This window comes from Pannonibacter sp. Q-1 (genome assembly GCF_054073275.1).
This window is the reverse complement of sequence record NZ_JBSXNB010000003.1, coordinates 35,037-48,760: the sequence shown is the minus strand read 5'-3', so window position 1 is coordinate 48,760 and position 13,724 is coordinate 35,037. Positions and strand designations below refer to the sequence as shown.

Here is a 13,724-nt window from a genome sequence, read left to right as displayed (position 1 = left end):
GTGCAAAGTGCACATATCCTGCGTCATCCTGCCACAGCCATTCCCTCCTGCACGGACCCCGCCATGCAACCGGCCATTTCCATCGAAGCCCTTTCCAAGATTTATGACAGCGGCTTTCAGGCGCTGAAGTCAGTCGATCTGTCCATCGGAAAGGGGGAGCTTTTTGCCCTGCTTGGGCCCAACGGGGCTGGCAAGACGACGCTCATCTCCATCGTCTGCGGCCTTGTGCGCGCGTCATCCGGCCGTGTTCTGGTCAACGGCCATGACACGGTCACCGACTTCCGCGCCGCCCGCCGTCTGGTCGGGCTGGTGCCGCAGGAACTGACGACCGAATCCTTCGAAACGGTCTGGGCGACGGTCAGCTTCAGCCGGGGGCTTTTCGGCCTGCCGAAGAACCCGGGCCATATCGAAAAGATCCTGAAAGACCTGTCCCTGTGGGACAAGAAGGATTCCCGCATCATGACCCTGTCGGGCGGCATGAAGCGGCGCGTGCTGATTGCCAAGGCGCTGGCGCATGAGCCGCAGGTGCTGTTCCTCGACGAGCCGACGGCAGGCGTCGACGTGGAGCTGCGCCGCGACATGTGGCAGGTGGTGCGGCGGCTGAAGGAGTCCGGCGTCACCATCATCCTCACCACCCACTACATCGAGGAGGCCGAGGAAATGGCCGACCGGGTGGGCGTGATCAACAAGGGCGAGATCGTTCTCGTGGAAGAAAAGAACGCCCTGATGAGCAAGCTCGGCAAGAAGCAGCTGAGCCTGCAGCTGAACGAGCCGCTGGCAGCGGTCCCGGAAAGCCTGTCTGCCCATGATCTGGCGCTGGAGGATGAGGGCAGGGAGCTGGTCTATACCTATGACACCCAGGGTGAGCGGACCGGCATCACCAGCCTGATGAATGACCTGCGGGAGGCCGGCATCGCCTTCCGCGACCTGCAGACCCGGCAGGATTCGCTTGAAAAAATCTTCGTCAATCTGGTGAGGCAGTCCCAATGAACCTTCGTGCAATTCAGGCCATCTACATGTTCGAGATGGCCCGCACCCTGCGGACACTCTTCCAGAGCATCGTCTCGCCGGTGATTTCCACCTCGCTCTATTTCATCGTTTTTGGTGCGGCGATCGGCTCGCGCATTCAGGAGGTGGACGGCATCAGCTACGGTGCCTTCATCGTGCCGGGGCTGACGATGCTGTCGCTGCTGACGCAGAGCATTTCCAACGCCTCCTTCGGCATCTTCTTCCCGCGCTTCACCGGCACGGTGTTCGAAGTGCTGTCGGCACCGGTCTCCTATCTGGAAATCGTCATCGGCTATGTGGGAGCGGCGGCCACCAAGGCCATGCTGGTGGGGGCGATCATCCTCATCACGGCCAGTCTTTTCGTCGATCTGCACATCCAGCATCCGGTCTGGATGGCGCTGTTCTTCGTGCTGACATCCGTCACTTTCGCGCTGCTCGGCTTCATCATCGGCATCTGGGCGCGCAATTTCGAGCAGTTGCAGTTCGTGCCACTGCTGATCGTCACACCGCTCGCCTTCCTCGGCGGCAGCTTCTATTCGATCCGCATGCTGCCGGAGTTCTGGCAGACGGTGACCCTGTTCAATCCGGTCGTCTATCTCATCTCCGGCTTCCGCTGGAGCTTCTACGGACAAGCGGACGTTGGGGTGGAACTGTCGCTGGCGATGACGCTTTTGTTCCTCGTGCTCTGCCTTGGAGTGATTGCGTGGATCTTCAGGACCGGCTATCGCCTCAAGTCATGATCCGGCTGACAAGGTGAGAGAGTGCCCGGCGTGACTGCATCCGTTTCCCATTCGACGGCCGCCCTGCGTGTTCTGCGCGCCGGGCTGGCCGGTCTTGCCATCCTTGCATTGGCCGCCTGCCAGAGCGCGCAGCAGGCCTCGCGCCCGCCCGCCATGGCCGCTGTTGCCGCCGTGCCCGCAGTGCAGGCCACGGCAGCTCCGGCGCCGCTGGCGGTGTCACTGGCGCCTGCCAAGGCCGAAGTGCGCGGCAAGTCGGTTCTGGTGGTGGATATGGCAACGGGGCAGGAGCTGGACAGCTTCAACGCCGACGCACCGCGTTATCCGGCCTCGCTGACGAAGATGATGACGCTGTATCTGCTGTTTGATGCGATCGACCGGGGAGAGATTTCCCTCGACAGCCAGCTTCCGGTCTCCGCCCGTGCCGCCTCCCGCCCGCCTGCCAAGCTGGGCGTCGGTGCCGGCGGCTCGCTGAGGGTGGAAGAGGCGGTGCAGGCGCTGGCCATCCGCTCGGCCAATGACATGGCCGTGGCGGTGGCCGAACAACTGGCGGGCAGCGAGGACGCCTTTGCTGCCGAAATGACCCGCAAGGCCTTGCAGCTCGGCATGAGCCGCACCCGCTTCGTCAATGCTTCCGGTCTGCCCGACACCCGGCAGGTGACCACGGCGCGCGACATGGCAACGCTGGGGCAGGCCCTGCGCCGCCGTTTCCCGCAGCACATGCATTATTTCAGCGCCCAGTCCTTCCAGTTCCGCGGCCGCACCATCGAGGCAACCAACAAGCTGCTGGGCAAGGTTCCGGGCGTGGATGGCCTGAAGACCGGCCACATCGACATGGCCGGTTACAATCTTGTCGCCACCGGCCGCCGCAACGGCCGCCAGCTGATGGTCGTGGTCATCGGCGGGGCAACGGAAGCTGCCCGTGACCAGGAAGTGGCCGCGCTGTTCGAGCGGTATTTCGCCTCTGGCACTGCGAGCCTGATGAACTGATCTCAGTTGCCGGCCTCTATCGTCCGCAAAAGCAAATGGGCCCGTCAGTGACGGGCCCATCATTTTGTTCGTTAGGTCCTGATTTCAGGATCAGTTGCGGGTCTTGTCGACCAGCGCGCCCTTCTTGATCCACGGCATCATGCCGCGCAGCTTGGTGCCGACTTCCTCGATCTGGTGGGCGTCGTTCAGACGGCGGGTTGCCTTGAACTTGGCGGCGCCTGCACGGTACTCCTGCATCCAGTCGGAGGTGAACTTGCCGGTCTGGATGTCGGTGAGGACGCGCTTCATCTCGGCCTTGGTCTCGGCGGTCACGATGCGCGGGCCGGTGACATATTCGCCCCACTCGGCGGTGTTGGAGATGGAGTAGTTCATGTTGGCAATGCCGCCCTCATAGATGAGGTCGACGATGAGCTTCACTTCGTGCAGGCACTCGAAATAGGCCATTTCCGGAGCGTAGCCGGCTTCCACCAGGGTCTCGAAACCGGCGCGGATCAGCTCGACGAGGCCGCCGCACAGAACGGCCTGCTCGCCGAACAGGTCGGTCTCGCACTCTTCCTTGAAGGTGGTTTCGATGATGCCCGAACGGCCGCCGCCAACGCCGCAGGCGTAGGACAGGCCGAGGTCAAGGGCATTGCCCGAAGCGTTCTGGTGAACGGCCACGAGGCACGGCACGCCGCCGCCCTTCTCGTATTCGCCGCGCACGGTGTGGCCCGGGCCCTTCGGCGCGACCATCAGCACGTCAACGGTGGACTTCGGCTCGATCAGGCCGAAGTGGACGTTGAGGCCATGAGCGAAGGCAATGGCGGCGCCGTCACGGATGTTGGCTTCGATGTGGTCCTTGTAGATGTCGGCCTGCAGCTCGTCCGGGGTCGCCATCATCATCAGGTCGGCCCAGGCGGCAGCTTCAGCCACGCTCATGACCTTGAGGCCGTCGGCCTCGACCTTCTTGGCGGTGGTGGAGCCGGGGCGCAGGGCGACAACGATGTCCTTGCAGCCGCTGTCCTTCAGGTTCAGCGCATGGGCGCGGCCCTGCGAGCCGTAACCGATGATGGCGACCTTCTTGGACTTGATGAGGTTCAGATCGGCATCGCGATCGTAATAAACACGCATGGGTCTTCCTTTCTCCCGTTTATCCCTGCCGCAGGCGGTAAGCCGCTGCGGCGTTTTGCTTTCTCCGTCCGTCAGCGTCAGGCGCCGAACAGCCGGTAGAACCTGTCCACGGCCAGAGCGGCCTGTGCCTCGATGTCCTTCTCGCGCGGGCGCAGCGTATCACCCAGCATCTGGCGGATATGCTGGTCGCGCAGCGCAAGGCCGTAGAGCACCTGATAGGCCTCCTCGGCATCATCGAACTTGACGAAGCCGCGGAACCGGCCTGCTTCCAGCAGGCTGCGGGCCCGGGCGGAAATGGTATACTTGCCCTTGAGCAGCAACAGGCGCCCGAGCCGGGAATCATCCCGGTTGGACTGGCCGATGGCCAGCCGGTTCAGCGCCAGCGAGGTCTCGCCGGAGAGAACCTCCAGCAGCTCGCGCACGAAACCGGTGAGATGGGCCTTGAAGGTCGTGGCGTCGGTGGCGGCAGCTTCGGAAGCAAAGTGAACTTTGCTGGCCTGATAGGCGACGACAGCGGCCAGCAGGCCATCCCGGTCGCCGAACCACTTGTAGAGGCTTTCCTTGGAGCAATTGGCGCTGCGGGCAAGGCCGGCGGTCGTCAGGGCCTTCTCTCCGCCGTCGACCAGCAGCTTCAGCGCGCATTCCAGCACGGCCTGCTGGCGCGGGGAAAAGGCGGCTGCCTCATCCGGCAAGCTGTCGTGAAGGTCTGCACTGGCCAAGGAACCACTCCGGAATTTCTGTACCGTACCGTACGGTTCATGGTTCTAGGCGAGCGGGAATGCGCCGTCAAGAGGGGAAGACGGGGAGGGGAGCGGAAACCGGGGCGGGCCCTTTCCGGCCGGCCCCGTCTCCAGGGTCAGATCACCACCTGCGTGCCGATTTCCACGACGCGGCCTGTGGGCAGGCGGAAGAAGCTGGTGGTGTCGGCAGCGTTGCGGGCCAGCTGGATGAAGACCCGCTTTGTCAGGCTGGTGAGGGGCGGGGCGGCGGCGGGAATGAGCGTGCGCCGCGACAGGAAGAAGGAGGTCGACATGATGTCGAACTTGATGCCCTGCTTCCGGCAGGCCTTGAGGGCCCTGGGAATGTTGGGGTCTTCCATGTAGCCGAAGTTGACCGTGAGCAGCTTGAAGTCATCATTCAGCGGTGTGATCTCCACCCGGTCGTCTTCCTCCACATGCGGCACCGGCTGCGTCTTCACGGTCATGATCAGGTTCTGCTGATGCAGCACCTTGTAGTGCTTGAGGCTGTGCAGCAGCGAGGTTGGCGCGCTTTCCTGGTCCCCCGTCATGAAGATGGCGGTGCCCGGCACCCGGTGCGGCGGGCTTTTCTCCAGCGAGGCGGCAAGGTCTGCCAGCGGGATTTCCATCCGGCGCGTCTTTTCGAAGAGCTTCCGGCTGCCACGCGTCCAGATGGTCATCACGGCCAGAAGCACCGCCGCCATGAAGATCGATACCCAGCCGCCATCCATGAACTTCAGCATGTTGGCGGTGAGGAACGTGGCGTCGATAGCGGCAAAGATCAGTGTCACCAGCAGCACCGTCGGCAGCGGCCAGCCCCAGACACCGCGCATCACCAGCGCCAGCAGCAGCGTCGTCACCAGCATCTGGCCTGAGATGGCAATGCCATAGGCCGCCGCGATGGCGTCCGACGAGCCAAAGCCCAGCACCAGCGCCAGCACGCCGGCCAGCAGCAGCCAGTTGACCTGCGGCAGGTAGATCTGGCCCGATTGGGTTTCGGACGTGTGGATCACCGTCAGGCGCGGCAGCAGATGCAGTTGCGCGGCCTGCCGCGCCATGGAGAAGGCGCCCGAGATCACCGCCTGGCTGGCGATTACCGTCGCCACGGTCGCCAGCACCACAAGCGGCGTCTGGCCCCAGGAGGGCATCATCTCGAACAGCGGCTGGCTGATGGAGCCGCCTGTCTTGAGCAGATAGGCGCCCTGACCCAGATAGTTGATCACAAGGGCGGGGAACACCAGCACGAACCAGGTGTGGATGATCGGCTTGCGGCCAAAGTGGCCGAGATCGACATAGAGCGCTTCGGCGCCCGTCACGGCCAGAAAGGCAGCACCGGCCACCGCCAGGGCAACGCCGGTATGAGCCTGCGCGAAGGCGACGGCCTCCAGCGGATTGAGGGCGCGCAGGATGGCCGGATCATCCATGACATGCCCCGCGCCAGCGGCGGCGAGGCAGGCGAACCAGATCAGCATGACCGGACCAAAGACGGCCGACACCCGCCCCGTGCCGTAACGCTGGACCGCGAAGAGCGCGATGAGAATGCCGGCGGTGATCGGAATGATGTAGTCCTCGACCGCAGGCACGGTGAGTTCAAAACCTTCGACGGCGGACAGAACCGAGATGGCGGGCGTGATCACCGCATCACCGAAGAACAGCGCCGCGCCGATGACGCCGAGGGAGACGACGGCAAGGCGCATCCGCCCGGCGGCGGACTGGGCGAGAATGGCGAGTGACAGGGTGCCGCCTTCGCCCTTGTTGCCCGCACGCAGCACGATGAGCGCATATTTGAGGGTGACGATCACCGTCAGCGCCCAGACGATGATCGACAGGGAGCCGATGATCTCGGTGCTTGTGGGGGGCACGATTCCGCCATTCGTCGCGGCCCGCAGCGTCTCGCGCAGGGCATAGATCGGGCTGGTGCCGATGTCGCCATAGACCACCCCTGCCGCGCCCAGCATGAGCATGCCGTGGCCGGATTTGGGGAGATGATGTTGAGGAAGACTTGCCTCGCCCTCTAAAGGGCCGTCGCTTGGGGTCATTGCTGACACTACCCCTGCTGTTTTGTCCGCCACCGGCTGGTGTCGTGCCGTCAGGATGAGCGGCAGAGCGGACTTTGCGGAACAGGAAACGCGGGAAAGCGCTTCCGGTTCCGGTCAGGGCCATTATTTAGCCCAAAGTTTGTCAGGCGCACAGATGCGGAAACGGGTATTCTTCAGCCCGGTTGTTCCCTGGAGTTGCCGATGAAGACGCCTGTTCTTGCCCCGTGTCTTACCTTGTGTCTTGCCCTTCTGACCGCCATGCCCGCGGCGGCGGCGAGCGCGGAAGATGTCTATGAACGGGTCGAGACCATCCTCGGCGATGCCAAGGGGCTCGATCCGTTTCTGGAAGACGTGCGCCGTGCGCTGGTGACGGGCACGGGAGAAGATGTGGCCGCACTTGCGGCCTTCCCCCTGCCGGTCAACAACAATGGCACGTTCCACTCGGTTGAAACGGCAGAGGAATTCATCGCTGCCTACCCCCGGCTGGTGAGCGACGAGACAAAGGCCGTCGTTGCGGAAGCGGCCTATGAGGATCTTCTGGTGACCGATGAGGGCGTCGCCATCGGCGATGGGGCCGTCTGGCTCAGCCCGGTGTGCGAGGACAATGCCTGCGCGAAGAGCTACTGGGCGATTGTCTCGATCAACAACTGATCCCCGGTTTATACCAATGCTGGATGAGCTTTTCTCATCGAGCATTGGTTAAGCCCCTGCGGCGCTTGAGCATTTTCAAGGCGTGATGCGTCAGCATCGAAAGCCTTGGTATCAGGAGACAGGAAATGCGCATCGCTCCCTTGCATGCACTTGTTTGCGCTGTTGCAGCCTCTCTGCTTGCGGCTCCCGCCTCTGCCGCGCCTGAGAACCGCTGTGGCTGGATCGTCAATCCGACACCGGGCAACTGGTGGCTGACCGATCGGGACGGAGACTGGATTCTGGCCACGCAGGGCTCGGACCGGGAAGCGCTGGGCATGGAGAATATCGGCGATATCTCTGCCGGCGATTACCGCGCTGTGAACGGCAACTATGGCTATGCCTGCGGCTGCATGAAGGTGGAAACCGAAAAGGAAGACGGAACGCAGTTCATCACGGCCGTCTATTCCTTCCGCCAGCTCAAACTGGCGCAATGCGACAAGGACAAATCCCTGCCAAAGGTGGAGTGAAACTAGCACCCGATGGGCTTGCTTCATCGGGTGTTCGGCAAGCCCCATGCGGCGCATTTGCCTCTCTCTGCGCGCTCTGATTGGCGGCGGATTACATCTTTGTCATGACCTATCCGTAACTTTGCGCGGCTCCTCTTCGGGGTTACTCCAGTGTCACCTCAGCGCTGACTGAGAGGTGGTCAAGGAGACCAGGATGAAAAGCCGTTTTCTGATTGCAGTTGCTGCTGCAGCCCTCATTTCAACATCGGCATTTGCTGCCAGCTCGCCGCACTGGACCTACGAGGGCGCCGAAGGGCCTGCCCACTGGGCGGATCTTGCGAAGAATTTCGAGGTCTGCGAGGCGGGGCACGAGCAGTCCCCCGTCGATCTGACCCATGCGGTCAAGGCCGAGCCTGCGGATATCATGTTCCACTGGAACAAGGATGCCCATTGGACCGTGGTCAACAATGGCCACACCATTCAGGCCAACACCGATGATGGCGGCACCATTGATCTGGATGGCAAGTCCTACGTGCTGCGCCAGTTCCACTTCCACACGCCGTCCGAACACGCCATCGATGGCAAGAAGGCGCCGATGGAAGCCCACTTTGTGCATCAGGCCGAAGACGGCACGCTGGCGGTCGTCGGCGCGATGATCGAGCCGGGCGGGGAGAATGACCTGTTCAAGGCCGTGATGGACAAGGCGCCTGCCAAAGCCGGGGAAGAGGTGAAGGTTGGCGCGGCGGATGCGGCAAAGATGCTGCCCGACACACGGCACTTCTTCCGCTACGAAGGCTCCCTCACGACGCCGCCCTGTTCGGAAACCGTGGTCTGGACGGTGATGAAGGAGCCGATCAAGGTGTCCGAGGCCTCGATCAAGGAATTCGAAGCCATCTACGCCGCCAACGCCCGCCCGCTGCAGCCGATCGGCCGCAGGTTCATTCTGGAAAAGTGATCCGGTGATCCGCGCCTGGACCGGCTGTCTGAGGCCGGTTCAGGCGGGGGGGGGTAAGAACGCGAAGGGGGGTTACTTTCGCAAGTTGAAACGCCGGATCAATTCCTCGCCGATTTCTTCATAGTAGGCTGCGCTGCCATGCAGCCAGTCATGTTTCACACCTTGCTTGAATTTTTCCGAGATGAATCTGTCTTCGAATCCAATGGTGTTTATGTAATTTCGTGCGTTGAAGAATTTGCACCCCAACTCCAAATAAACTTTTTCGGAGAGATTTTCATAAATAGTCCAGAGTTGTGTGTTTTTATATCCTTCGAGATGCTGGCTTGGTGGATCACTGACAATTATTACTTTGAAATCAAGGTTTATAATTTTCTTGAGAAGAATCATCTTGTCGCGATTCTCCTGCATGAAATATTCAAAGAACAGATCATTAGTTAGCTTGTTGTTGTGTTCGGACTGAAGCCAAGCCGAAAGAAATGCAACACTGCGATGCGTCTGCTGCCCAATGTTGGTTAGTATGATCTTCTGTCCGGCAGGGCCGCTGGCGGCGGACTTCATGAAAGGAAGAGTTTCTTGCCAGCGCCGGCGGGCAAGGGCATTTTCAAGCGGCACCCAGAGCTCTTCGTCGTCGAGTGCTAGCTCGTTAGAAGTCCATGCCTTGCCATTCATGATCATCCCGCCTGCGTGCGGCAGGCCGAGTCGCTGGAAGGCGGCTGACAGATTACCCATATGGCTGTCACCTATCAGGCACAAGGAGGCATTCCCGGCGCCGGAGGCGGCTGGAGCCCAGGACTCCAGAGCGATTTCTTCGCAAAGGATTTCGTCGGCGTCCTTCGTGCTGTCCGCGGTTGCATCGCGGACGCAATTGGCTCTTGCTGCGGCCAATTGCAAGCTTGCACCGGATTTCTGGATGCCCTCACTGAAATGCGACATGACATGGGCAACACCTTCTGCCGTTACATTCCGCAGGTTCGTTTCATAAAAACGCCCGCGTGCCGGGAAGGCTGATATCAGTTCATAGGAAGGGAAGTAGTCGACGCCAGCCAAATCACGGCACAGATCACCGGCCACAGCACGCAGCACTGATTTCGAATAGATCGTGGCGCTGAGCACATGATCTCCGTTGGCGGTTGCTGTCAGCGGGACGGGCGAAACCGTGAGCAGGAACTTCAGATCCGGGTTCACCGTGCGGGCCAGACGGATGGCTTCGGCCATGTCCCGGCGCACATCTTCATAAGTCTGATTGACGAAACGAACCGTCCCGGGATCAAACGTCCCGCGCAGCGTGCCTGGGCACATGGGGTAGACATGGCCGTCGCGGTGTACCCATGATTCCGTAAGGCCCAAAGTGAAGATAAAAAGGTCAGCCTCCTCCAATCCCGTACGGATGGCGCCATGCGTCTTGATAAGTGCCTGACGGACAGCTTCCTCACTGTCGTATCCGCTGACTGGCACTACCGGCCGCAGAAGGTCGAAATGGCGGCCGCCGTCTTCTGCAATGTCGAGGATGGGCGGACGCATATCCAGCGCAACTTCCAGCCACTGACGCAGCAGAGCGGCAGTGTAGATGTTGCCGGTTCTGAACGAGAAGACGCCATACTGTCGGTCGCGGCGCATGTCCTCCGTCAGGCTGTCATCCGCAGGCTCCGTATCGATCCAGCTATAGCCATTTGCGGTCAGCCAGCGGCTGATGTGCTGCGCGAAGCAGGAGCCTGCGGTGAGAATGCGCGCGTCTTGTGCAATGGGAAACCGGGGCTGCCAGAGGTCATTGTAGACCACTGAACTTTCATGCTCCGTGATACCTGTCTTCCAGAAACTGGACTGCGGCAGGTTTGTGTATGGGGTGGTCATGGTCAGAATCGCCCAGAATTATCCTGATTAAAGCTAGGGCGTTTCAGACTTTGTCACAAGCTATGGCTGCATCTATGCATAAGGCCAAGCAGACCTATGTTTCCCCCATCGCCTTGCGGAAGCGCTGAACGCTGCCGGCGAAGCCGTGGATCAGGGCGTCGGCGGTGAAGCCGTGGCCGATGGACATTTCGCGGATGAAGGGGGCGCGGCTAATCAGCGCCGGGATGTTCTCCACCGTCAGGTCATGCCCCGCATTGACGCCGAGGCCAGCCGCGCGGGCCGCTTCTGCGGTGGCTGCCACCTTGTCCAGCTCCAGTTTCGCCCGCTCCGGACTGTCGTAGCAGGCGCCATAGGGGCCGGTGTAGATCTCGATCCGCTCCGCCCCGATGGCGGCAGCCTCAGGCGCCAGCGCCGGGTCCGGATCAAGGAACAGGGACACGGTGACCGCCCATTCGCGCGCCGCCGTAATGGCTTCCTTCAGCAGCGCCTTGTCCGCGCCGAACTGCCAGCCGTGGTCCGAGGTGGTCTGTTCCGGCGCGTCGGGCACGAACAGCACCTGATCGGGCCGCGCCTTTTCCACCAGGTCCAGAAACTCCGGCGTGGGATAGCCCTCAAGGCACAGTTCCTTGTTGGGGAACCGGTCCTCGATCAGCTCCGCCAGATCGAAGACGTCGCTCTTGCGGATGTGCCGCTCGTCCGGGCGCGGATGCACGGTGATGCCCTTGGCGCCCGCCTCCATCGCGATCGCCGCCATGCCGGTGACGCTCGGCCAGGGCAGATCACGCCGGTTGCGCAGCATGGCGATGGCGTTGACATTCACGGAAAGGCGGGAGGCAGTCATGGCGGGCGTCCGGCAATGGAATGATGCGGCTCGTGCCGCAGGACGAAGAAAATTGGCCGAAACGGCGGTTCTGTCAAACCGGATATTGCTGCGGTGACAAGAATTTATTGGGGCTGTTGAGGGGGCAAAGCCTCTCCACTGTCATCCCGGTTTGGCGCAAAGCGGCAAGACCGGGATCTAGTACCCCCGGTTCAGGAGATAGCCGGTGCCGGGGATACTGGACGATAATCCAACTTTTCTCATGGCTTTGATTTATTTCAACATATTGCCAGGAAACGACTTTCTGGTCTAGAGGTGTTCCGGTTTACTGTTCCGGTAAGCTGTTCCGGGAGCCTCTGATGACACGTCGTTCAAACCTCATTCGCCGCGAAGGCGGCACCTACTATGCCCGGATCTACATCCCCGCGGACTTGCGGGATCACTTCCCGAGTGAGGACAGGAAGATCTCATTGCGGACCAAGGACGAGGCGGCTGCCAAGGTTCGCCTCAATGCCGAAGTCAACAAGTGGGACGTCATCTTCGCTGACATGCGCGCACGCCGCCATTTAAGCGACCAAGACAAGGCAGTGGCCGTCTGGGAGCACTACGAGGCAAGGCTGAACGAGGACGCACAGAGGCGGCGTTCTATGCCGGCTGATGCGGACCTTGAAAAGGAAGCTGCTCAGGTCTGGCAGCGTATTGATCGGGGCGAGATCCGGTCAGATGACGTGGTAAGTATGATCAATGGTTATGCGGACCTTGAGCTCCTCAAGCGCGCCCGGCAGGACGACGCAAACCTTCGTTCTCGCCGCTTGAGCGCGCTGAAGCGGGACCTGGCAGCCGGCAGGTATGGCCTCGTCGAGCAGGACGTTCGTCATTTCATTGAGCGGCACAAGTTGCTGGTCGAGGATGGATCCGGGCAGTTTCGCGAACTCGGTGCCCTGATGATGCGCGCCGACATCGAGGCGCTCGAGCGCACGATCGAGCGGGATTCTGGCGACTACTCGGGGAGACCAAAGGACCCCATCATTAAGCCTGCCTACGCCAAACCCCGTGAGGTTGCGGCCCCGGGCCAGTCAATCATGGAGCTGTTCGAAATCTACGCCCGCGAAAATCCTCGAAGCGTCACGCCCGACACGTTGGCCCAGGCTCGCCGCGATATCGGTCTCTTTGTCGACCATACCGGCACGACCTTTCCCGTGTCAAAGATCGACAAGAAGGCTGTTCGCGAATGGAAGGCGCTTCTCATGCTCTATCCTGTCAAGGCGGCTGAAATAAAAGAATTCAAAGGCATGAAGATTGCCCAGATCGTCGCGCACAACGAGACGGTCCGTAAGCCGGTGCTGAGTGTGAATACCGTGAACCGGTATCTCTCCAACCTTGCTGCCTTTTGCAGCTGGCTCGTAGGGCACGGATACATCGACTACAATCCGACCGAAGGGATGTTCCTGGCCAAGGACAAGCGGAAGAAAGTCTATCCATTTACCGTCGACCAGATGAACACCCTTTTCCGGTTACCCTTGTTTACCGGGTGTGCAAGTGATGAGGCACCCCGGTTCTGGAACAAGCCGGGTGAAGTCAGGATCCGTGATCATCGATACTGGATACCATTGATCATGCTCTACTCAGGCGCCCGGCCTGGAGAGATTGCGCAGCTTGGTCTGTCGGACGTCCGGGAGGAACAGCAGACCTGGATCTTCGATATCACTGAAACCGCAGATGCTGGCGGCGGCGAAGTCAAAAGGCTGAAGACCGACGGCTCCCGGCGCGTGGTTCCGGTTCACCAGGAACTGATCGGCCTGGGGTTCCTTGACTACCTGGCTGCAATCCGGGACGCCGGCCATACACGGGTGTTCCCCCTCGCAGTTCGTAACGAGCGCGGGCAGATGTTATCCGATTTCAGCCGGGACTTTGGCCGGTATCTGGAGAAGGCTGGCCTGAAGGATGGCCGCGGCCTGTCGCTCTATTCCTTCCGTCACGGTGCCTTCGACGCCATGAGACGCGCCGGCTACCTTGATGAGCAGTTCAATTTCATCTTCGGACATGTCAGCACCGGTAATCGTGTGACACAGGGTTACGGGGTCTTGACGCAAGGAATGCTTGATCAGCGCGCCGAGCTCGTCAACGCGATCGCATACCCGGGGCTGGACTTGGAGCACCTGCGTGTCAGGTGACAGCTCGCCCGGGCTGGGCGAGGTGAGGGGACCCTAATTCTGAACTCTTTCTGTCTCTCGCATAGGGCACGAGCGTCGCCTGCGCATGCTCCAGTCACTGAAATACAAGACTTCTGACCAGGCCGGGAGAGAGCTGACCTAATAACTGCCCTCCTTTCCCTATACCC

12 protein-coding genes are annotated in these 13,724 nt (G+C 61.2%); 7 read left to right on the top strand and 5 right to left on the bottom strand.

Translation table 11 applies throughout. The features are described 5' to 3' along the window. The first annotated feature begins 63 nt into the window (after positions 1-63). The 3 genes from ACVNHC_RS08205 to ACVNHC_RS08195 are packed head-to-tail and all read left to right on the top strand — an operon-like array spanning position 64 to position 2,735. Positions 64-990, top strand: a complete 927-nt coding sequence (locus tag ACVNHC_RS08205; RefSeq protein ID WP_058899378.1) for an ABC transporter ATP-binding protein — start codon at positions 64-66, stop codon at positions 988-990. Further along, entirely contained in the window at positions 987-1,748 is a 762-nt protein-coding gene (locus ACVNHC_RS08200; RefSeq protein WP_457166947.1) for an ABC transporter permease, read from the top strand. The genes ACVNHC_RS08205 and ACVNHC_RS08200 overlap by 4 nt, the downstream gene beginning before the upstream one ends. A 30-nt stretch (positions 1,749-1,778) precedes the next feature. Continuing rightward, a complete protein-coding gene (locus tag ACVNHC_RS08195) occupies positions 1,779-2,735 on the top strand; it encodes a D-alanyl-D-alanine carboxypeptidase family protein (protein WP_457166946.1) in 957 nt (318 codons plus the stop codon). 90 nt (positions 2,736-2,825) lie between these two features. Here the strand turns inward: ACVNHC_RS08195 and ilvC are convergent, their stop codons facing one another. The 3 genes from ilvC to ACVNHC_RS08180 all read right to left on the bottom strand — a co-directional run bounded on the left by ilvC (position 2,826) and on the right by ACVNHC_RS08180 (position 6,621). Further along, positions 2,826-3,845, bottom strand: coding sequence for a ketol-acid reductoisomerase (ilvC, locus tag ACVNHC_RS08190; RefSeq protein ID WP_050474202.1), 1,020 nt, complete (start codon positions 3,843-3,845; stop codon positions 2,826-2,828). Between the two features lie 77 nt (positions 3,846-3,922). After that, the gene (locus ACVNHC_RS08185; RefSeq protein ID WP_122520451.1) at positions 3,923-4,564 is read right to left on the bottom strand and encodes a TetR/AcrR family transcriptional regulator; all 642 of its coding nucleotides are present in this window, start codon (positions 4,562-4,564) and stop codon (positions 3,923-3,925) included. 137 nt (positions 4,565-4,701) lie between these two features. Further along, positions 4,702-6,621: a potassium transporter Kup gene (locus tag ACVNHC_RS08180; RefSeq protein WP_457166945.1), complete on the bottom strand. Its 1,920-nt coding sequence runs from the start codon at positions 6,619-6,621 to the stop codon at positions 4,702-4,704. Positions 6,622-6,822: 201 nt separating this feature from the next. Here ACVNHC_RS08180 and ACVNHC_RS08175 point away from each other — a divergent pair, with 201 nt between their 5' ends. From ACVNHC_RS08175 to ACVNHC_RS08165, 3 genes are all read left to right on the top strand, one after another. Beyond that, entirely contained in the window at positions 6,823-7,272 is a 450-nt protein-coding gene (locus ACVNHC_RS08175) for a hypothetical protein (protein ID WP_152967575.1), read from the top strand. Positions 7,273-7,397: 125 nt separating this feature from the next. Further along, complete coding sequence (locus tag ACVNHC_RS08170; protein ID WP_123194700.1) at positions 7,398-7,778, top strand: DUF4087 domain-containing protein; 381 nt, start codon at positions 7,398-7,400, stop codon at positions 7,776-7,778. A 193-nt stretch (positions 7,779-7,971) separates the two neighbouring features. Further along, positions 7,972-8,712, top strand: a complete 741-nt coding sequence (locus ACVNHC_RS08165) for a carbonic anhydrase (protein WP_457166944.1) — start codon at positions 7,972-7,974, stop codon at positions 8,710-8,712. 72 nt (positions 8,713-8,784) lie between these two features. Here the strand turns inward: ACVNHC_RS08165 and ACVNHC_RS08160 are convergent, their stop codons facing one another. Together ACVNHC_RS08160 and ACVNHC_RS08155 are read right to left on the bottom strand one after the other, a co-directional pair. Next, entirely contained in the window at positions 8,785-10,563 is a 1,779-nt protein-coding gene (locus ACVNHC_RS08160; RefSeq protein WP_457166943.1) for a GSCFA domain-containing protein, read from the bottom strand. A gap of 94 nt (positions 10,564-10,657) precedes the next feature. Further along, a complete protein-coding gene (locus ACVNHC_RS08155; RefSeq protein ID WP_374629014.1) occupies positions 10,658-11,404 on the bottom strand; it encodes a pyridoxine 5'-phosphate synthase in 747 nt (248 codons plus the stop codon). 338 nt (positions 11,405-11,742) lie between these two features. Between ACVNHC_RS08155 and ACVNHC_RS08150 the strand changes: the two genes are divergently transcribed. Further along, entirely contained in the window at positions 11,743-13,557 is a 1,815-nt protein-coding gene (locus ACVNHC_RS08150; protein WP_457166942.1) for a DUF6538 domain-containing protein, read from the top strand. Positions 13,558-13,724 lie beyond the last annotated feature (167 nt).

Bases quoted from the DNA above. Each gene is read 5' to 3' on its own strand.
- ACVNHC_RS08205 (WP_058899378.1), top strand. From the start codon at position 64: ATGCAACCGGCCATTTCCATCGAAGCCCTTTCCAAGATTTATGACAGC.
- ACVNHC_RS08200 (WP_457166947.1), top strand. From the start codon at position 987: ATGAACCTTCGTGCAATTCAGGCCATCTACATGTTCGAGATGGCCCGC.
- ilvC (WP_050474202.1), bottom strand. From the start codon at position 3,845: ATGCGTGTTTATTACGATCGCGATGCCGATCTGAACCTCATCAAGTCC.
- ACVNHC_RS08180 (WP_457166945.1), bottom strand. From the start codon at position 6,621: ATGACCCCAAGCGACGGCCCTTTAGAGGGCGAGGCAAGTCTTCCTCAA.
- ACVNHC_RS08175 (WP_152967575.1), top strand. From the start codon at position 6,823: ATGAAGACGCCTGTTCTTGCCCCGTGTCTTACCTTGTGTCTTGCCCTT.
- ACVNHC_RS08170 (WP_123194700.1), top strand. From the start codon at position 7,398: ATGCGCATCGCTCCCTTGCATGCACTTGTTTGCGCTGTTGCAGCCTCT.
- ACVNHC_RS08165 (WP_457166944.1), top strand. From the start codon at position 7,972: ATGAAAAGCCGTTTTCTGATTGCAGTTGCTGCTGCAGCCCTCATTTCA.
- ACVNHC_RS08160 (WP_457166943.1), bottom strand. From the start codon at position 10,563: ATGACCACCCCATACACAAACCTGCCGCAGTCCAGTTTCTGGAAGACA.
- ACVNHC_RS08155 (WP_374629014.1), bottom strand. From the start codon at position 11,404: ATGACTGCCTCCCGCCTTTCCGTGAATGTCAACGCCATCGCCATGCTG.
- ACVNHC_RS08150 (WP_457166942.1), top strand. From the start codon at position 11,743: ATGACACGTCGTTCAAACCTCATTCGCCGCGAAGGCGGCACCTACTAT.